We start from the raw sequence: 18,643 nt of genomic DNA on the forward strand, positions 1-18,643 counted from the left end.
AACGTCCTTGTGATTGATCGACGGCGGACCGGCGGCTGCCAGCGTAAGGCATGGGCGCCGCGGGGGCAGCGCGGGCAGGGGTTTTTATACGTGTTCGGGCAGTTGCTTCGTATCCGAAGGAAAGCCTGGGGTCGCTACGTGCGGGTCACGGTGATGAACGTGCCGGACACCTCGCTCATGCGCGGGTTGTTCGGGTCGGTGCGACCGTAGGCGGCCAGCAGCGTGTCGGAGGCGACCGCTTCGACCCAGTCGTAGCTGCCACAGTCCCACGGCTGCGGGCCCAGGTGCAGGCAGAAGTGCCCGATCCACGAGTGGCCGTCATCGAGGCTGAAGGCCAGCCAGTCGCCCGGACGACCGTAGATCACTGCCAGCACGCCGTTGTCCAGGCGGCAGGCATTGGGCCAGACACCGCGGTCGGCAATGGGATCGGCCACGCTCCAGGTGCGCCCGTCGTCCACCGAGCGGCTCAGGTACAGCGGGGAATAGCGGGCGTCGTAGCGCCCCCCGCTGCGCATGAAGCACAGCACTTCGCCGTTCGGCAGGGTCAGCAGCCCCGGCTCGTCGAAGCCTTCGATCCGCACGTGGTCGCCGGGCGTGAGGTCCGACGCCACCGTGGCCCGGTAGTGCCAGCTCCGTCCCCGGTCCGTCGAGCGCACGACGTAGGTGCTGTACTTGCGATGACCCGTAAATCGCCCGTGCGCGCCGGCCAGCAGGCTGCCGTCGCTGAGCACCACGATGTTGTGATCGACGTACGAGTCCACGTGGAAGCCCCAGCGCTCGCTCTCGCCTTCGGCGAGCTGCGGAACGCCGGAGATCTCCACCGCCTCCGCGGCAAACGTTTGCCCCCCGTCGGTCGAACGGAAGCCGCGGCCCAGGTACACGCCCGATCGATCCGTCTTGCCGAGCCAGGGTTCCTCGGAACCCTCTAGGCCGATCAACTCGCCGTCGGAGAACTGGTAGACGTGCCAACTCGGCCACGCCGGCGCCGGCTCCCAGGTCTGGCCCGCGTCCGGTGACGCGCGCCAGGTCATCGCGCCGTCCTCCGAGGGGACGTTGCCCGCGATCAGGCGGCCATCGCGAAGATTGAACAGGAATCCGACGGGACAGAAGCGGTCTTGCTCGGGAATCAGCGTGATGGTGTTCTCGACCTGGATCGTCAGGCCGGGCAGCTCGTAGCGCCCGCGGCACCGGGCTTCGTGGTCGACGGGCATGGTCTTGGCAGCCATTTGGCGCTCGCTTTCCGCTCACGGGGGATCGCCGGGCGCCGATGGTACCCCCAGGGGATTGCGCCGGACCCAGAGCACGCACCACCGTACGCGAGTGCGGCAAGCGCCTACCATGCGGCCAATGAGCCGTTGAATCGAGGAGAACCCGCGATGACCGAGTCCCAGATCCGCGAGCGTGTGTTGGCCGAGGTCGATGCGCTGGCCGACGACCTGGTCCAGATGACCATCGACACCGTCCGCATCCCGTCGGTGAATCCCACCTATCCGGGCATCGACCAGGAGGCGGCGCGAGGCGGCGAGACCCGCGTGAACGAGTTTTGCCAGCCGCTGATGGAGGCCGCGGGCCTGGAGACCGACCTGTGGGAAGCGGAAGAGGGTCGCGCCAACCTGGCGGGCACGCTTCGCGGTGCGGGCGGGGGACGGTCGCTCCTGTTCAACGGCCACGTGGACGTGGTGCCGCCCGGACCGGACGCCAACTGGAGCAAGACCGGGCCGTGGAGCGGCGAGGTCATCGACGGCAAGATCTGGGGGCGCGGCTCCTGCGACATGAAAGGCGGCAACGCCGCCACGCTGACGGCGCTGCGCGCGGTGCTGAATGCGGGCCTGCGACCAAAGGGCGACGTGATCCTCGAGTTCGTCGTTGGCGAGGAGATGATGAACACGGAGGCCGGCACCGGCGCGGCCATTGAGCGCGGCTACACGGCGGATGCGGCGATCGTGGCCGAGGCCTCCGGACCTCCCTACCGCCTGGGCATCATCCCGGCCTCGCCCGGTCTGCTTTACATGGCGCTGACGGTCAAGGGCCGCGCGGTGCACGCCTCGATGCGCGACGAGCTGATTCGCGCGGGTGGCGGCGGCGCGGCCATCGGCGTGTCTTCCATCGACAAGGCGCAGTTGATCATGGACGGCCTGCGCCAGCTCGAGGAGGAGTGGGGGCAAACCAAGTCGCATCCGATGTTCAAGCGACCGGGGCACTTCACGATCTACCCGGGGTTCGTGCAGGGCGGTCCGAACGGGCCGTTCGTGATCTCGGAAGAGAGCCGCGTCGAATACGCCATCTGGCACCCGCCCCAGGAGCCGGTGGACGACGTCAGGGCCGAGATCGAGACTCACATCGCGCGGGTGGCGGCCACGGACTCGTGGCTGCGGGACAACCCGCCCAAAGTCGAGTGGCTGCTCTGGTGGCCGCCGTTCGACGTCTCGCCCGACGAGCCCATCTGCAAGGCGCTCGAGGCCGCCTACACGGGCGTGTTCGGCACGGAAGCGCCCTACTACGGCTTCGCCGCCGTCGACGACGGGGCGTTCCTGAACCGCGCGGGTATTCCGGCCATCACCATCGGCCCGGGGAGCCTGCTGGTGGCGCACGGTCCCGATGAGCACGTGGAGATCGACGAGCTGATCGACGCGGCCAAGATCTACGCGCTGGCGATCGTCGAGTGGTGCGGCGTCGCATCATAGGGCCCGCGGCAAGCTTCAGCCGACAGAGGCGCCCCGCATGAGTCGCACCCACTCCTGCGAACCCACGATGACGGATGAGGACGTGGTGTGGTTCTGCCGCAACGGCTACTGGATCCTCGAAGCGGCGGTGCCAGACGAGATCAACCGGCGAGCGCTGGACTATCTGGCGTCGAACACGCGCGGGGAACCCACTGAAATCCTGCAAGAGGACTGGTTCGTCGACGGCGTGATTCTCAACCCCGCGGCCGCCGGGGCGGTGCGCTCACTGCTGGGAGACGATTTCGCCCTGCCGACGCTGATGGCCAACCACCGGGGCCGGGGACCGGCCAAGCCCCAGGATTGGCACCGGGACAGCGGCTCACGCCAGGGGCCGGAACTGAACTACCTGCAGGTCTTCTACTACCCCCAGGACGTGCCGCCGGAGATGGGTCCCACGGAGCTGCTGCCGGGCTCACACTTCCTCTACCAGCGGGAAAAGCACATGGCGCACTACGGGGCGATCAAGGGCAGCGTGCTCACCGCCGGGCCGGCCGGTTCGATCTTCATCACCGCCTACAACATCTGGCACCGCCGGGCGGCCCGCACGGCGCCGGCGGCGGCCGGCGTGCGCCACCTGCTCAAATACAACTACTGGCGGACTGTCGACCCGCGGCGAGACTGGATCGTGAACCCCGAGTTCGACGTGGCGTCGGCGGACTTCGTTGTCGACGGGCTGCGGTTCGCCGACGGGGTCCGAGATTGCGTCGACGCCGCCGAGATGTATTTCTGGCTCTGCGGAAAGATCGACGAGTTTCACTACCTGGGCGGTCAGTCGTGGCCCGCGGACATCCTGCTGTCAAAGCCCACGCCCGGTTCCGACGAACGCGCCCGCTACCGCCGGCGCTTCGGCGTGCCGGGCGACATCACCGATCGACGGGAGAGGCAATCCGGGCGCCGCTGATGAGTTGAGGGGCGACCGCCGCCAACCTCCAGGTTCGGCCGAACTGGATTCCGGCTTCCGCCGGAATGACGGAGGGATTTCGAAACGGTTTCCTCCCGCGGGAACGACGAGAGGTTGCTGAGGGGTGCCAAAAGCATGCGGCACGCGCGAGCTACGATGGGAGGCGCGAGCGCCACGGCGCGATCGGCGGAGGTCTGCTGATGAAGGACCTGCGGCAGATGGTGCGACAGTGCATCGACGAGCTGCGCGAAGGGCGGCTGACCGAGGAGCGGCTGCGCGAGCTCGAGGAGGCCGTCGGCGCGGAAAAGCCGCGGCGCTGGGACCTGCTCTACCTCCAGGCAGCCAAGACTTCGGAAGTATCCGACGTGGTCGGCATGCGCATGATCCGCGACGGCAAGGTGGTCTACCCGTTGCCACCGCCCGAGGACTGGCCCTATAAGACCGTCCTCGATGCCATCAACGACGGCTGGCGGGTGGTGAAGTTCCCCGAGCTGTCGCTGCTGATGGACGAGGGCCGCACCTATGGACTCTCCTGCGAGTTCATCCTGGAACGGAGGGCCTCCGCATGACGCTGACCAAGCGCACCTATTCCTGCGCGCCCACCATGACCGACGACGACGTGATCTGGTTTTGCCGCAACGGCTACTGGATTCTGGAAGGCGTGGTGCCCGACGAGATCAACCGGCAGGCGATGGACTACCTGGACGACCATCCAATCTCTGAACCTTCGGAGATCCTGGAAGAGGACTGGTTCGTCGAGAACGTGATCTGCAATCCGGCGGCGGCCGGAGCGGTGCGCTCGCTGCTCGGCGACAACTTCACGCTGCCGGTGCTGATGTCGAATCACCGCGGCACCGCCCCGCGGCATCCACAAGACTGGCACCGCGACGGCGGCTCGCGCTACGGCCCGGAGGTGAACTACCTCCAGGTGTTCTACTACCCGCAAGACGTGCCGCCCGAGATGGGCCCGACGGAGCTGCTGCCGGGTTCGCACTTTCTCTACCAGCGCGAGAAGCACATGGCGCACTACGACGCGATCAAGGGCAGCGTGCTGACCGCAGCGCCGGCGGGCTCGATTTTCCTCACGTCCTACAACATCTGGCACCGGCGCGGCGCGCGCACGGCTCCGACCGGGATTCGCAATCTGCTCAAGTACAACTACTGGCGCACGGAGGACCCGAAACGCGACTGGATCCAGGAGCCGGACTTCGACATCGAGTTCGCCGACTTCGTGGTGGACACGTTGCGCCACTCGGAGTTGATGCGGGACTGCGTGGACGCCGCCGAGATGTACTTCTGGCTCTGCGGCAAGTCCGACGAGTTCCAATACCTGGGCGGCCAGGGCTGGCCGGGCGACATTCCGGAGAACAAGGCCACGCCTGAGGCGATCGCGCGCACGCGCTACCGCCACCGCTACGGCGTGCCGGGCGATATGACCGATCGCGGCAAGAAGCGCGCCGCGCGCATCTGGTGACATGAGTTGGGACATCGAGCGGCATGCGGCCGAGCTCGAGCGCGACGGCTACACCATCCTGGAGCGCGTGCTGCCACAGGACGAGATTGACGCCTCCGTCGCGGCGATCGAGGAGACGCTGGCCTCCGAGGAGACCATTGGGCGCAAATACGGCCTGCAGAGCGCGAACCTGCGGATGGTGTTCAACGCGCAGGCCAAGCACCGGCACTTCCACGGCCTGCCGCTGCGCTACCCGGCGCCGGTGGAGGTGGCGCGGCAGGTGCTGGGTGAGGACATGTTTGCCCACGACGTCACCATCCGCGTGCCCATGCCGACCGGGGAGAAGGACCACAAACGCTTCGGCGGCAACCTGCACGCCGACTGGAGCGATTTCACGGTGAAGCCGTTCGTCGGCGGCCGGCACTACGCGCTGGGCATCCAGGCCGCCTGGGCGCTCACGGAGTTTTCGACGACGACCGGGGGGCCGGTGGTCTGGCCGGGTTCGCACCTCACGAATGAGATTCCGCCCGAGGACTCGGTATCGCTTCCGCCCGGATGGAAGATCGCCGAAGCGCCGGCGGGATCAGTGCTGATGTGGGACGCCAGCCTGTGGCACACCGGCGGCACCAATCGCGGCGACGGCCCGCGCTACTCGCTGATCCTGTTTTTCCAACGCTGGTGGGTGAAGGGCTTCAACGACTCCTATCGCTACATGCCCCCGGAGATGCGCGCGCAAATGTCGCTGGACGAACGCAAGCTCTGGGGACAAGAGGCCGAGGTCCCGCCGAATACGCATTTCCGAGGCATGAGCCAGGAACAGATCGAGGCCCTGACGCCGGAGGAACAGGCCGTCCTCAACATCGCGGCGTACTAGGACGGGCCGCGGTGCCGCCGCGCAGGGCAACAGCGCGGCCGGTGCCGTGGCATTCGGGGTTATTCGCAGGGACTCCGAACGACGAATCGAGAGAGCCATCGGTGGCCCGCGCTGCGTGCAGCGTGGGATTGGCGCCTGTCGAAATCTCCCAGGCTGCACGCAGCCTGGGCCACCGGACATGTCATTTCGAACGCAGTGAGAAATCCAAGGACGTTGGTGCAGGCTCCGCGCCCCTTAGATTCCTCGCCGAGCCTCGGAATGACAGTGGTGGGGGCGCAAGGACTTGGAGGTCCACGGCCGGGGCACGGTCCGGCTCCCTCTCCCGGGACGCGAGTGGGATGGGGTGAGGGTGATGACTGGAGGCGCACTCGGTCGACGAATGCCGCCAAAAGCAACCGGGGCGATGCCCGGTCCGCGTTGACGCTGACACTTCGCCGCGCATAGCATCGACCCGCAGCGCCAGCCCAGCGAGGGAGCCGCCATGTCGGTATCCGGGCCGCTCGACGAAACCACCTTTGCCGCGCTGAAGGCCGCCGACAGCCCCACGGTGTCGAACGCCATCGAGGAGCTGGGCGTGCGCGACCATCGGGTCGGGTTCGCCGGGTCGACCGTGCGCTGCATATATCCGGAGCTTGGCATCACGCTGGGATATGCCGTCACGGCGCAAATCGACACCACGGGACCCGGCCCGATCGACGTGGGCCGCGGCATGCGGGAGTTCGCCGAGCTGCTCGCCGCCGCCCCCAAGCCCGCGATCGTCGTCGTGCAGGATGTCGGGCCGCATAAGGCGCGCGCGGCGATGTTTGGAGACTACGCCGCCACGCTCTACCGCGCGCTGGGCGCGGTGGCCTTCGTCACCGACGGCGCCATTCGCGACATTGACCAAATGCGCGAGATGCGCTTTCCGTGTTTCGCCGCGGGCACGTCGGTCTCCCACGGCAACCCGCGGCGCATCACCATGGACATTCCAATCGAGATCGATGGCATGGTGGTCGAGCCGGGCGACCTGATTCACGGCGATGTGAACGGTCTGCTCAACGTGCCGCTGGCGGCCGCTGCAGACCTGCCGGCGCAGGTGGAGCATGTTCGCGTCACCGAGCGGGCGGCCATGGACGCGCTGATCGGGCCGAACGCCTCGGTGGACGAGGCGCTCTCGAAGATGGGGCACTGAGCGATGGCGCTGAAGTACTCGGTGGTGCTGGCGACGCTGGCGAGCAGTCCCGGCGGACAGGTGTGGGAGGACCCGGACACGGTGCTGGGCGCCGTGGCAGACGCGGGCTACGACGGCGTCGACCTGGACGCCGAGCCCGACCGCATCGACGAGGCGCTGTTCTACGCCGTGGTCGACAAGGCGCGGAACCTGGGGCTAAGCATTCCGTCGCTGCTCGGAGCCTGGGGCGGCTGGCACGCGGGGGAGGAGCGCGACCTGGCGTCGAGCGACGAGTCGAAGCGGCAGTACGCCGTCGACTACGCCAAGCGCTGCCTCGACCTAGGCGCGACGCTGGACGAGCCGCCGGTCTACGAGATTTGCGCGGTGTCGTTTGTGCCCGAGTATCCGGTGACCAGCAAGCCGCTAGCGGATCTGCGGCGTCAGTTCGAGCGGTCGGCGCACGAGATCGCGTCTCACGCCGAGACCGTGGGCGTGCCGGTGGCCATCGAACCCGTCAATCGCTTCGAGGGCTACGCCGGATTCATGAACTCGGTCGTCGAGGCGGTCGCGGTCGTCGAGGCGGTGGGGTCGGACCACCTGGGCATCGTGGCCGACTTCTTCCACCTCAACATCGAGGACGGCCCGGTCACCGAAGCGCTGCGGACCGCGGGCGAGCACCTCATGCACACCCACCTGGCCGACAGCAATCGCCAGATGCCAGGCACCGGCCACCTCGACTTCAGCGACATCGTGCGCGTGCTGGACGCCATCGGCTACGACGGCTACCTGTCAATCGATTGCGTGCCGGCCAAGCCCGACTGGCGCACCGTGCTCACGTCCACCCGCGAGTTCATGGGCCAGATCGAGGCCGGCGTGGACCTGCAGCGGCGGCTGGCGGCTGTTCAAGTCACTTCGTAGGAAAAGCCCGACATGGTTTGGGCGGCATTCCCGTGAACTCCTCGCACCAAATCGGTGCCGCGCCCCATAGAGAGCCATGAGCGTGCGCCTCGGTCGTACGCCGCGTGGTTACACCCGTTGCGCGTGCATCCTTTTCATCGGCTTCCTCCTTCTTGCTTGTGGTCCCGATGCCGACCCCATTGCCACAGCAACACGCGAACCGGCCGTCACCACATCGCCTGCGGTCGAGGTCACTGAACCGTCCGCAACAACTCAGACGGCAACATCAGCCAGCCACGACGGTGACGCTCCGCAAGTCACTTTGTTCGAGGATTTCGATGGCACCAAGAAGCGAGCCATACTGTTGCCTGATGGCACTTATGTTCTCGCCGACGGAACCAAGTGCAAGTCGGGCGAAGACTTCAAATATTGCGAACAGCTGATTGATGGGCCCGTGCCGGTATATCAATGCAGTCCGACTCCATTCGGAGCCGAGGGTGCCGAATTCTACAAAACTAGCCATTTTTCCAATGACTTCCTTCATTGGAGCAGCGACAACGTCTACCTTGTGTTCGGCTACGGTGAGTTCATCTGGACACTGAATCTCGAGAGCCTTGAGCTCATGGATCGAGTCAATGCCAATCCCGAGGTTAGCTCAGTAGTTCCATCGGGATTCAAATACGGCTTCTATGCTGATATCTCACCAGATGGCAGGCGCATTGTATATTCAAGTTGCGAATATGAAACCGAATACAGCGATAGCTGGCTCAGGAGATTTCCTGAGAATATGCATCCTGACAATTTCGGTACACCGCACCACATACGCGGAAAGCGTGACTACGAGATTGCCGTCGTAGAAACCGATGGACATTCATCTGAACGCCTTACAGAGCGTCGGGGTCTGGACCACTTCCCAGCCTGGTCGCCAGACGGCACGCGCATAGCTTTTCTATCGAACGAAGATCAGAGGGAACCCCTGGATCTTCATAGTCGACCCGCGTACCGTCAATTGCTATACACAATGGCTCCCGACGGTTCGGATGTACGCAAGGTTGTACTCACGCCTGTCGCGCTCTCGCCTCCGGTTTGGTCGTCGGACAGTCGTCGACTGGCGTTTGTCGCGCTCCAAGGATCAGAGAGGCCCTATAGGTACATTCTTCACACAGTTCAAGCCGATGGCTCTGACCTCAGCAGGATAGGCGCCATAGAACCGTTCGATGCCGATCACGAATATTTCCCGCTGCCGTCCTGGTCACCGGACGCTAGTCGGCTCGCCTATTTCGCAGCAGGGCCGACGGGCCTCGGCAGCATTTACGCCGTTCGTCCAGACGGCTCTGACAAACAACCGGTAGTCGAGGGCGTTGACGTGCGCCAAATCGCCTGGTCACCGGACGGGTCGGAGATCCTCTTCGTCACCGATTGGCTGTACTTCGTCAACCCTGATGGAAGCAATCTGCGCCGCTTGGAGGTGCCAGCCGACCTCGAGCGGCGCATGGCCGAGGCCGGCGGAACGGCCCTTGCCGCATGGTCGCCGGATGGCTCCCAGATCGCCATTCACTATCCGGGACGACTGCTCGTGACCATGAACCGTGACGGGACCCACAACCGCATCATCTACGGTGGCGACTTCCGGCCGCGGGCGGCGCTTCCGGTCAGGGAGCCAATTGATACCGCCGTCTGCTCTGCCGGCGTCGCTGTCCCCGATCCTGAAACCAACCCTGGCCTCGTTCAGGATTGCGAGACCCTCCTTGCGGCCGTTGAAGTGCTCGCCGGCGACTCCAGATTCGGCTGGAGTCCTGACGTCCCTTTCACCCGGTGGAAGGGCGTGGTCGTCAGTGGCTCGCCACCGCGGATTAGGGAATTAGTCATTGCGTCCAGCGGGCTGTCGGGCACGATACCGCCGGAACTGGGCGATTTGCAGGCGCTGGAGCTTCTTGATCTCTCCCAAAACCCTCTCGTCGGCGAGATCCCGCCTGAGTTGGGCACCCTCGCTGAATTGGTGTTTCTGCGCCTCAAGCACACGTATCTCAGCGGACCCATCCCGCCCGAGCTAGGGGGTTTGTCCAAACTACAGGTGCTGCGGCTCACCAATGGCAACTTCAGCGGAATCATCCCACCGGAGCTTGCGGCCCTCACCGATCTCACGACAGTGGACATCTCGGACAACCGGCTGGTCGGCTGCGTCTCGAGCGAGTTTTCCGACATCTGGGTGACCGGCAGCGACCTCGATCGCTGCGAAAATAAGGGCTAGCCGGCGGGGCTTAGGTCCCCTCCCCAAGGGGGCCTTTGCAAGAGCCAGCCGGGCTTGGGGATGACCGGGCGCATTCTATCCGCCCCCGTGTTTAATGAAGGGTGGATTCCCGCCTTCGCGGGAATGACGAAGGGTTACGCAAAAGTCTCCCGAGGGAGAGGGTGAATCCGTGACTGCGACTCCAACCAATACCCAAGTAGTCCTGGCGCGCCGGCCTGTCGGCGTGCCCCAGGTTGACGACTTCGAGCTTGTCGAGTCGCCGATTCCGCGGCCCACGGCCGGCGAGGTGTTCGTGCGCACGATCTACGTTTCCGTCGATCCCTACATGCGCGGGCGCCTGTGGAGGAAGCCGCTGCGCGGGCAGCCGATTGCCCTCGGCCAGGTGATGATCGGCGAGGGCGTGGGCGAGGTGGTCTTTTCCAGCGACCCGCGCCTGCGCGAGGGCGAGATCGTTCGCGGTGAGTTCGGCTGGCAGAAATACGCCGTTACGACGCTGGAAAACCTGGAGATCATTGATCGCAACGCCGCGCCGCTCTCGACCGCGCTCGGCATTCTGGGCATGCCCGGCCTCACGGCCTACTACGGCATGGTTGAGGTGGCGCGGCCGCGCGCGGGCGAGACCGTGGTGGTCACGGGCGCCGCGGGAGCGGTGGGGAGCGCCGCCGGCCAGATCGCCAAGCTGCAGGGCTGCCGCGTGGTGGGCACCTGCGGCAGCGACGCCAAGTGCATGTACCTGGTCAACGAGCTGGGATTCGACGCGGCGATCAACTACCGCACCCAGCCGCTGGACGACGCGCTCCACAGCGCCTGCCCCGATGGCATCGACGTGATATTCGAGAACGTGGGCGGTGAGGTACTGGAGGCCCTGCTGCGGCGCATCAATCTCCACGCCCGCATCGCCCTCTGCGGCGCGATCTCGCAGTACCACTCCCAAGAGCTCGCGCCGGTGCCGCCGCACTCGCGGACGCTCCACAGCCGCCGCGCGCGCATGGAGGGATTCCTGGTCAACGACTTCGAGGACCGCGACCCCGAGGCCATGGCCGCGCTCACCGAGTGGGTCACCACCGGCCAACTCACCTACCGCGAGAACATCGTGGCCGGCATCGAGAACGCCCCGGCGGCGTTCGTGGGGCTGTTCACCGGAGAAAACACCGGCAAGCAGCTGGTGCGGGTGAGCTCCGAGGAGGTCTCGGTCGTCGAGCCACTCTAGTCGGGCAGGACCACTCACCCGCTCCTCATACCGTGTCCGTTTGCCCCTTCGGTGAACTCAGAGCAGGCTCCGAGCCTGTCGAAGGGCGTCCCCTTTTGCCCTTCGAACGGTGCGTGGTTCGACAAGCTCACCACGAACGGAATTTCCGTGCCCTTAGTGCGAGCTGCGCGCGGTAAACCGTTCGTCGACGAGAACAGTTAGCCCGACTCCACGCGCGCGGCCAACTCGCCGCCCGCCGCGCTAACCTCACAGAGCCGCACTCACGTGTCTTTCCGCGAAGAGTTGGGCTCGGAAGCGCGGCAAATTCGGCAGAGCTCGGAAAGAGGAAGGCATGGGACTGCCGCCACCGGATCGAGGCGTCAGACTTGAGTGGGCCAACATGCCTGGGCGCATCCGCAGCGAGGTCGAACGGTGGCTGGGTGGTGCTGTCGTCGGCGCCGTTTCGCAGCCCACCGGCTTTACACCTGGGGTCGCGGCGCGGCTGACCGTGGACGACGGCCGCCGACTCTTCGTCAAGGCGGCCGGTCCCGAGCCCAACACTGCTACGCCTAAGGCGCACAGGAGTGAGATCAACATTGTGACTGCCCTGCCACGCGCGGCGCCCGTCCCGCGGTTGCTGTGGTCGCACGACGAGGGAGAGAGCGGTTGGGTCGTGCTGGCGTTCGAGGACGTGGACGGTTACCACCCGATGCAGCCGTGGCGGATCGACGAGCTAGATCGCGTGGTCGCAGCAATGGAGCAGCTCAGCAACTTGCTGACGCCATCGCCGCTGCCAGCCGCCGTGATTGGGACGGCAGTCGAGGACTTCTCCCGAGGTTGGCGGCGACTCCATGAGGAACGCCCGTCCCGGCTAGACCACGTGGACGAGTGGTCGCGCCGTCACCTCGAGGCGTTAGCAGCAATCGAGGACACGGTCGGGCCTGCGCTGGCGGGCGACACACTGCTGAATCACGACATCCGCGCAGACAACATTCTGCTCACGCCGGACCGTATTTGGTTCGTTGACTGGCCCCATGCCCTTGTCGGTCCCGCTTGGTTGGACGTGATTGGCTTTGCACCCAGTGTGACGATGCAGGGTGGTCCATCTCCCGAGGAGGTGATCGCCAGACACTCCGCATGTCGCAACGCCGATCCTGACGCCATCACGGCGGCGGTCGTGGCGCTGGCCGGATACTTCACACACCGGGCCGTGCAGCCCCCGCCGCCCGGCCTACCCACGGTGCGCGCATTCCAGGATGCGCAGGGCGCGATTGCGCGCGAATGGGTCGCCCAACGCACCGGGCTGACTTGATCGACAGCGCCGCGAGGAGCGCGACGATCGAGTGTGTCTTCGTAGACTGGCAAGCTTGCCGCCAACGGCAGTGGTCAGATGACCAAGCAGTCTAGGCGCGGCTAGCCGGTATCCACCCGCGCGGCGAACTCGTTCCAGGCGGCTTCGACGCGGGCGACGGCGCTGAGGGTGGCGTAGGTGTCGGGCCACATGGCGTCCACGATGGCCTTGGCGCCGCCGTCGTCACCGGATGCCGCCAGCTGCTCGATCTCGGCGGTGCGCGCAGCGTGGCGGGCGGCGGTCCCGCGCGCGAGCCGGGCCAGTTCCCGCGAGGCCCGAAAGTGCTCAAGGGCAAGGTCCGCCGTGGAGACTCCCGCGGACGGATCGTGCTCGGCGCGCTCTTCGCTGGTCGAATGGCCGTACTTGGGCGGCAGGCGAGATCCGTCCTCGGCATACATGGTGTGCGTCGGCTCGACGTGCGGCGTCACCGAGAGGTACATGATGACCGGCTCGTCGCCGACCACGCGCACCTGGTGCATTTCGTCGCGACCGGCGAAGCACAGCTCTCCCGGTCCCAGCACCGCGGTTTCGCCCTCGATTTCGAACTCGGCGCGGCCCTGCATGATCAGGAAGACCTCGGCGCCAAGGTCGTGGCTGTGGCGCGTGGCCACCTCGCCCACCTCGAACCGCAGGAAGCGCGCGCGGATCTCCGGCATGATGACGACGTTCTTGATATCGCGGCGATAGTCGAAGACTTGAAGTGGCATGGCTAGGCGGCTCCTTCCAGGTGCGCCAGCACGATATCGCGTACCAGCGCGACGTGCTCCACGGCCTCGCGGCCCGGCGTGAGCGGCTGCTCGCCGCGCCTGATGCACGCCGCGAAGTGCTCCAGCTCCAGCTTGAACGGGTTGGCTTGCCATGAGCGGGTGGTCGTGGCGGGGTGGCCCTCGGCGTCGATCCACTGGACGGTGACGTCGCTCGGCACGCCGCGGCTCCAGCCCGTGGGGAACGACGCGATGACGCGATCGCGCGAGCCGTAGACCGCGAGCGTCTCCTCGAAGCTGAACAGCTCCGGCAGGTCGATCCAGCTGCACACGGCGCGCGCGCCGCCGGGATACTCCAGCACGGTGGACAGGGCGACGCCGCCGGACCAGATGTCGGTGCTCACCACGCGGCGCGGACTGCCGAACATGGCGTGCAGGTTGCCGATGTCGTGGATCATGCTGCCGTTGATGGCCCCGAAGGCGCTGAGCGTGGCGGCGTCGACCCGGTCGCGGCCCAGCGCCTCGGCGACGAGCCGGTCCGACTCGGCGCGCCCGGCTTCGATCACCTCAGCGGGCAAATCGGACGGCACGTGGTAATCGAAGGTCGCCAGGTGCAGCGCGTTGTCGGGGTGCAGGTGGTTGACCTGGATGAAACGTACGTCGTCGATCTCCGCCACCCGCCGCTGCGCGAACCGGAAGGCCGGGTCGTAGCGCTTCATGTAGGCCGCCTGGTAGACGACGCCGGCGCGGTCGGCGGCCTCGGCCATGGCCTCCGCCTCGGCAACCGTGTAGCAGACGGGCTTCTCGACCAGGATGTGCTTGCCGGCCTGGGCCGCCGCGATGGCGGGCGGCGCGTGCGAGCCGGTGGTGCAGACGATCACCGCGTCGATGTCCGCCCGCGCGACCAGCTCGTGAAAGTCCACGTGCCGTCGCTCCGGCGGCACGCCGTAGGCGTCGCCGACGTGGTCCAACAGCTCGCGCGACAGGTCGCACAGGCCGGCAATCTCGAACTCGTCCCGCAGCTCGACCAGGTGCGGCAAGTGCTGGATCTGGGCGATTCCGCCGCAGCCGATGACGCCGATCCGAAGTCTGCTCATCATCCGCACCGCCTGGAATCTTTTGTCGACACGCCGAGCCTACCGCCTGGTTCCGCCGACGGAGACCTTTGCGAAATCCAGTCGGGCTTGGCGATGACCGGGCGCATCCTGTCCACCCCCAGGTTCAACTAAGGGTGGATTCCCGCCTTCGCGGGAATGACGAACGGTTGCGCAATGGTCTCCAGAGGGAGAGGGGATCGGACGAGAGACGAGGGCAGCGAAACGATCTGAGGCTTGGCAAAGTAACCCACGGCCTGCTGGACGGTCCCGCCTTACTTGGCTTAGGATTTCGTAAGGAGGCCCCTCATGCTCGTGAAGATCACGTCCAAGCGCCAGGTCACCTTTCCCAAGCATGTGCTGGACGAACTGGGCGTGGGGCCGGGCGACCGGCTCGAGCTGCGTGAGGGTCCCGATGGCTACATCCTGAAGCCACGGCGCATCGACTATTCCAAGCTGGGAACGCTCAGGGACAAGATCAAGCCCGGCACTCCGCCGTTCGACATCCGCAAGTTCCGGGACGAACGGGAGCGAGGGCATGGCCCTGCACCAGAGAGTTGACCGCAACCGACCGGCTTGACGACGGTTCCCAGGCAGGCTTGGCCCGTCGCTACGGGGTTGACACCTCGATCCTCGTCAGATTGATCGCCCAGGAGCCCAGAGCGGACTTCGAGCGCTGCTTGACCCAGCTTGGCGTCCTGGTCGACGAACGGGGATGCGAGATATTCGCGTCCAATCAGGCCATTGGCGAAGCCTACGCTGCACTGATCCACCATTACAGCTTGTCCAGCGCCGACGCCAGGGCCGGGCTTCGGGATGTGCTGACTAGCGGTCTCATAGCTCCACAGAACGGCCGTGCAGTCCTAGAAGCCCTCGCGGCGACCAGCAACCCCGGCCTGTTCGACCGCCTGATCGCCATTGACTACGAGCGGGCCGGGCTGGACACGCTTACTTTGGATCGGAGGATGGCCTCACTCCGCCACGTGCGTCACATCTCAGAGTGAGCGCCCGACCGGGCAGTGGATCACATTGCTTGTGTCGACGGCGGGGGGCCAAAAGGGACCTGCACTTGCACTCTAACCTGGGCATCGAGTCCGGGACAGGATCTACTCGTGGGCGAACAGGTTGAGCCGCCGCTGGACTACCGCCTCCGTGGGAATGTCGGAGAGGCTACGCAACGGTTTCCGTTCAGAGGGAGTGGTCTGATCAGAGACGTTCTCGCGCGGGAAAGCTCGGCCTAGCCGCCGCTGAGGACTTTGTAGCCGTAGTTGTCCTTGGTGCGTTCGGCCACTGGGAGCACCTCGACCACGACGCGGGAGAGGCCCACCACCTCGCCGTCGGCGTCGAAGCTGTAGTCGTTGCCGAGGGCGCCGCTCCAGGTGATGTCGTAGAGGCAGTCGCGGAATCCGTCGGCGTCCTGGTCGTCGCCGGTTTGGCTGAGGCACTCGGCAGCGATGTAGACGGTGTCGTAGGCGGAGCCGAGGTGCCAGGGCAGGGTGATGTAGTCGTAGCGCTGCCGGAAGTCGGCGAGCACCGACTGCGTCTTGGCGTTGTTGGGGTCGGGCGCGGCGGTGATGGCCTTGACCCCGGTGGCCGCGTCGCCCGCGATTTCGAGCGAGGTGGTGCCCACGGTGATGGTGTCGCCGTAGATGGGGCCGGCGTAGCCCAGCTCGCGCGCCTGCTTGATGATGGTGCCCGCCGCGAACTCGGCCTGCGGCGTGACGTGGAGCGCGTCGGGGTTGGCCTCGAAGAGCTTGGTCAGCTGGGACCGGAAGTCCGTGACGTCGGAGCCAAACCGCTCCGCCGCGACGACGGCGCCGCCGTTCTCCTCGAACCGCGCGACGGTCGTGCGCCGGACGCCCTCGGCGTAGTCGGTTTCCTCGGTGATGGTGGCCAGCGTGCGGATGCCATCGGCCCAGAGCGCGTCGCCGGTACGCATGCCCACCTCGATATCGCTGATCTGGGTGCGGAAGATGTAATCGCCGGCGTCGGCGATGTCGGGGTTGCTGGCCAGCCCGGAGAAGAGGATCACGCCGTCGGCCTCGGCCAGCGGGGCGACGCCGAGCATGGCGCCGCTGCACGACGTGCCGAGGATGATCTTCACGCCGTCGACGTCGGTGAGCTTGTTGTAGGCGTTGATCGCGTCCTGGGCGTTGCACTTCGAGTCTTCGACGACCAACTCGAGCCTACGCCCGTCGACGCCGCCAGCGGCGTTAATCTCCTCGAGAGCCATGAGCTTGGCCTGATGGGCCACGGTGCCGTAGGTCTCGCCGGCGCCGGTGAGCGATTCCATGACGCCGATGCGATAGGGGGCGGCCTCGTCGGCATCCTCGCCGCAGGCCGCGAGGATCAACACGACACCAGCCAGTAGTCCAAGGGCGACAATTCGTTTCCATGACGAGAAGCGCATGAAATGCTCCTTGAATCCAAGCCGACCAGCGGCCGGCGCCGTCCGCGGAAGAGTTGCGCCCAGTTTAGGTCGTGGTCTCACGAGCGCCGCCTGCGATTGCAAAGAGGGACCGGGGGGACCTTGACCAAGCGAAACGCCGTCGCGCAGGCGCCCTCCAATCCGTTCGATTGCCCCTTCGACTGGCTCAGGGCGAACGGATTGGGGTAGAACCGCCTTGTTCAGCCCCTTGCTAGAAAGCCGCGATCCCATGCTCTTGATCTTTGGCGGCCTGCCCGCCGTGGGGAAGACGGCAATTGCCACCGAGTTGGCGCGAGGCATTGGGGCGGTGCATCTGCGCATCGATTCCATCGAGCAGGCGCTGCGCAACTCCGGCGTGGAGATTTCGGGGCCCGAGGGCTATGTGGTCGCCTATGCGGTCGCGGAGGACAACCTGCGACTGGGCCACACGGTCATCGCCGATTCCGTAAACCCGGTGGAAATTACCCGAGCCGCCTGGCGAAACGTGGCCGCGCGAGCCAGCATTCGCTGCATCCAAGTCGAGGTCGTCTGCTCCGACCGGGCAGAACACCGGCGCCGGGTGGAGTCTCGGAAGTCCGACATCGACGGCCACCGATTGCCGACGTGGCGCGAGGTGTACGACCGGGAGTATGAACCGTGGGAGGCCGACGTCGTCATCGACACGGCGCGACAGTCCGTCGAGGTCGGCGTCGCCGCACTGCGCGAAAGACTGGAAGGTCATGAGTAGGCCATCCAGCCGGCGGCCATCGACGCCGCGCGCGGCGTTGATATCGTCCGCGGAAACGATCCTGGCCCGATGAGCCACGGTGCCGTCGGACTCAGCAGCGGCCGTCGGCGATTCCATGAGGCCAATGGCCGACCGAACTGCCTCGCCCACGTCCTCGGCGAGGGGTGACGGGTGCTCGATTTCGACCGGTTCCAATGGGTCAGCTTCGACTGCTACGGCACCCTGGTCGATTGGGAGACTGGGATTGTCGAGGCGGTCAGCGAGGTGCTGACGCCTCGCGGCATTTACAAGTCGAGGGCCGAGATTCTGGCGCTCTTCGCGGATGTCGAGCCGCGGGTGCAGCGGGCGGGCTACCTGGAATACCGCCACGTCTTGCTTCGTGTGATGGCCCAGATCGGTAGCGAGCTCGGCTTCCAGCCCACCGAGTCCGAGCTGGCGTGCCTGGCCGACTCCCTGCCCCACTGGCCGGTCTTCCCGGACACGGTGGACGCGCTGCGGGCGCTGCAATCCCGCTTCAGGCTCGCGGTGATTTCCAACGTGGACGACGACCTGTTCACCGGGACGGCCGCGGCGCTGGGCATCGACTTCGACGCCGTGGTTACGGCGCAGCAGGTCCGCAGCTACAAGCCGGGACTGGACAACTTCCACGCCGCCGCCGCGCGCATGGCCGTGGCCACGGATGCCTGGCTGCACGTCGCGGAGAGCCTCTATCACGACATCGCGCCGGCCAACCAATTGGGAATCGCCAGCGTCTGGGTGAATCGCTCGAATCGAGGCGGTGGCACGCGCCGCGTCGACGCCATTCCGGATCTGGAAGTGCCTGATCTCGCGACGCTGGCGCGGATAATGTGCCCACCGTGACCGCCGCCGGGCGCCAGCACCGGGACCTATCGTTGACCTT

The 18,643-nt window shown here is 66.2% G+C and carries 18 protein-coding genes; 14 read left to right on the plus strand and 4 right to left on the minus strand.

Features of this window, described 5'->3' with window-relative positions:
* Positions 1–134: 134 nt before the first annotated feature.
* Positions 135–1,226: a sialidase family protein gene (locus OXG79_11865; GenBank protein ID MCY3784460.1), complete on the minus strand. Its 1,092-nt coding sequence runs from the start codon at positions 1,224–1,226 to the stop codon at positions 135–137.
* 150 nt (positions 1,227–1,376) lie between these two features.
* On the opposite strand from OXG79_11865, the gene OXG79_11870 reads away from it, so the two are divergent.
* The 10 genes from OXG79_11870 (at position 1,377) to OXG79_11915 (ending at position 12,750) form a co-directional block, all read left to right on the plus strand.
* Positions 1,377–2,684: an ArgE/DapE family deacylase gene (locus OXG79_11870; protein ID MCY3784461.1), complete on the plus strand. Its 1,308-nt coding sequence runs from the start codon at positions 1,377–1,379 to the stop codon at positions 2,682–2,684.
* Between the two features lie 37 nt (positions 2,685–2,721).
* Entirely contained in the window at positions 2,722–3,624 is a 903-nt protein-coding gene (locus OXG79_11875) for a phytanoyl-CoA dioxygenase family protein (GenBank protein MCY3784462.1), read from the plus strand.
* 200 nt (positions 3,625–3,824) lie between these two features.
* The gene (locus tag OXG79_11880; protein MCY3784463.1) at positions 3,825–4,193 is read left to right on the plus strand and encodes a hypothetical protein; all 369 of its coding nucleotides are present in this window, start codon (positions 3,825–3,827) and stop codon (positions 4,191–4,193) included.
* Complete coding sequence (locus OXG79_11885) at positions 4,190–5,098, plus strand: phytanoyl-CoA dioxygenase family protein (protein ID MCY3784464.1); 909 nt, start codon at positions 4,190–4,192, stop codon at positions 5,096–5,098. The genes OXG79_11880 and OXG79_11885 overlap by 4 nt, the downstream gene beginning before the upstream one ends.
* 1 nt (position 5,099) lies before the next feature.
* A complete protein-coding gene (locus OXG79_11890; GenBank protein ID MCY3784465.1) occupies positions 5,100–5,951 on the plus strand; it encodes a phytanoyl-CoA dioxygenase family protein in 852 nt (283 codons plus the stop codon).
* Positions 5,952–6,432: 481 nt separating this feature from the next.
* Positions 6,433–7,122, plus strand: a complete 690-nt coding sequence (locus OXG79_11895) for an RraA family protein (protein MCY3784466.1) — start codon at positions 6,433–6,435, stop codon at positions 7,120–7,122.
* Between the two features lie 3 nt (positions 7,123–7,125).
* The gene (locus OXG79_11900; protein MCY3784467.1) at positions 7,126–8,019 is read left to right on the plus strand and encodes a sugar phosphate isomerase/epimerase; all 894 of its coding nucleotides are present in this window, start codon (positions 7,126–7,128) and stop codon (positions 8,017–8,019) included.
* 76 nt (positions 8,020–8,095) lie between these two features.
* Positions 8,096–10,249, plus strand: a complete 2,154-nt coding sequence (locus OXG79_11905; GenBank protein ID MCY3784468.1) for a hypothetical protein — start codon at positions 8,096–8,098, stop codon at positions 10,247–10,249.
* A gap of 169 nt (positions 10,250–10,418) precedes the next feature.
* Positions 10,419–11,459: an NADP-dependent oxidoreductase gene (locus OXG79_11910; protein ID MCY3784469.1), complete on the plus strand. Its 1,041-nt coding sequence runs from the start codon at positions 10,419–10,421 to the stop codon at positions 11,457–11,459.
* Positions 11,460–11,838: 379 nt separating this feature from the next.
* Positions 11,839–12,750, plus strand: a complete 912-nt coding sequence (locus tag OXG79_11915; GenBank protein MCY3784470.1) for a phosphotransferase — start codon at positions 11,839–11,841, stop codon at positions 12,748–12,750.
* A 101-nt stretch (positions 12,751–12,851) separates the two neighbouring features.
* Here OXG79_11915 and OXG79_11920 read toward each other — a convergent pair whose 3' ends face one another.
* Positions 12,852–13,496, minus strand: a complete 645-nt coding sequence (locus OXG79_11920; protein MCY3784471.1) for a cupin domain-containing protein — start codon at positions 13,494–13,496, stop codon at positions 12,852–12,854.
* Between the two features lie 2 nt (positions 13,497–13,498).
* On the minus strand, positions 13,499–14,590 hold the full coding sequence (locus OXG79_11925; GenBank protein ID MCY3784472.1) for a Gfo/Idh/MocA family oxidoreductase: 1,092 nt from the start codon (positions 14,588–14,590) through the stop codon (positions 13,499–13,501).
* A 306-nt stretch (positions 14,591–14,896) separates the two neighbouring features.
* Between OXG79_11925 and OXG79_11930 the strand changes: the two genes are divergently transcribed.
* Positions 14,897–15,148 (plus strand): AbrB/MazE/SpoVT family DNA-binding domain-containing protein, encoded by a 252-nt coding sequence (locus OXG79_11930; protein MCY3784473.1) that lies wholly within the window; start codon positions 14,897–14,899, stop codon positions 15,146–15,148.
* The gene (locus OXG79_11935; GenBank protein ID MCY3784474.1) at positions 15,145–15,591 is read left to right on the plus strand and encodes a hypothetical protein; all 447 of its coding nucleotides are present in this window, start codon (positions 15,145–15,147) and stop codon (positions 15,589–15,591) included. Before OXG79_11930 ends, OXG79_11935 begins: the two co-directional genes overlap by 4 nt.
* A 233-nt stretch (positions 15,592–15,824) precedes the next feature.
* Here OXG79_11935 and OXG79_11940 read toward each other — a convergent pair whose 3' ends face one another.
* Positions 15,825–16,997 carry an ABC transporter substrate-binding protein gene (locus OXG79_11940; protein ID MCY3784475.1) on the minus strand — a complete coding sequence of 391 codons (1,173 nt, stop codon included), beginning with the start codon at positions 16,995–16,997 and terminating at the stop codon, positions 15,825–15,827.
* A 247-nt stretch (positions 16,998–17,244) separates the two neighbouring features.
* Here OXG79_11940 and OXG79_11945 point away from each other — a divergent pair, with 247 nt between their 5' ends.
* Positions 17,245–17,742, plus strand: a complete 498-nt coding sequence (locus OXG79_11945) for an AAA family ATPase (protein ID MCY3784476.1) — start codon at positions 17,245–17,247, stop codon at positions 17,740–17,742.
* Positions 17,743–17,913: 171 nt separating this feature from the next.
* Entirely contained in the window at positions 17,914–18,603 is a 690-nt protein-coding gene (locus OXG79_11950) for an HAD-IA family hydrolase (GenBank protein MCY3784477.1), read from the plus strand.
* Positions 18,604–18,643 lie beyond the last annotated feature (40 nt).

Source organism: Chloroflexota bacterium (genome assembly GCA_026706485.1).
In the GTDB taxonomy this organism is placed as follows: Bacteria; Chloroflexota; UBA11872; order UBA11872; family UBA11872; genus JAJECS01.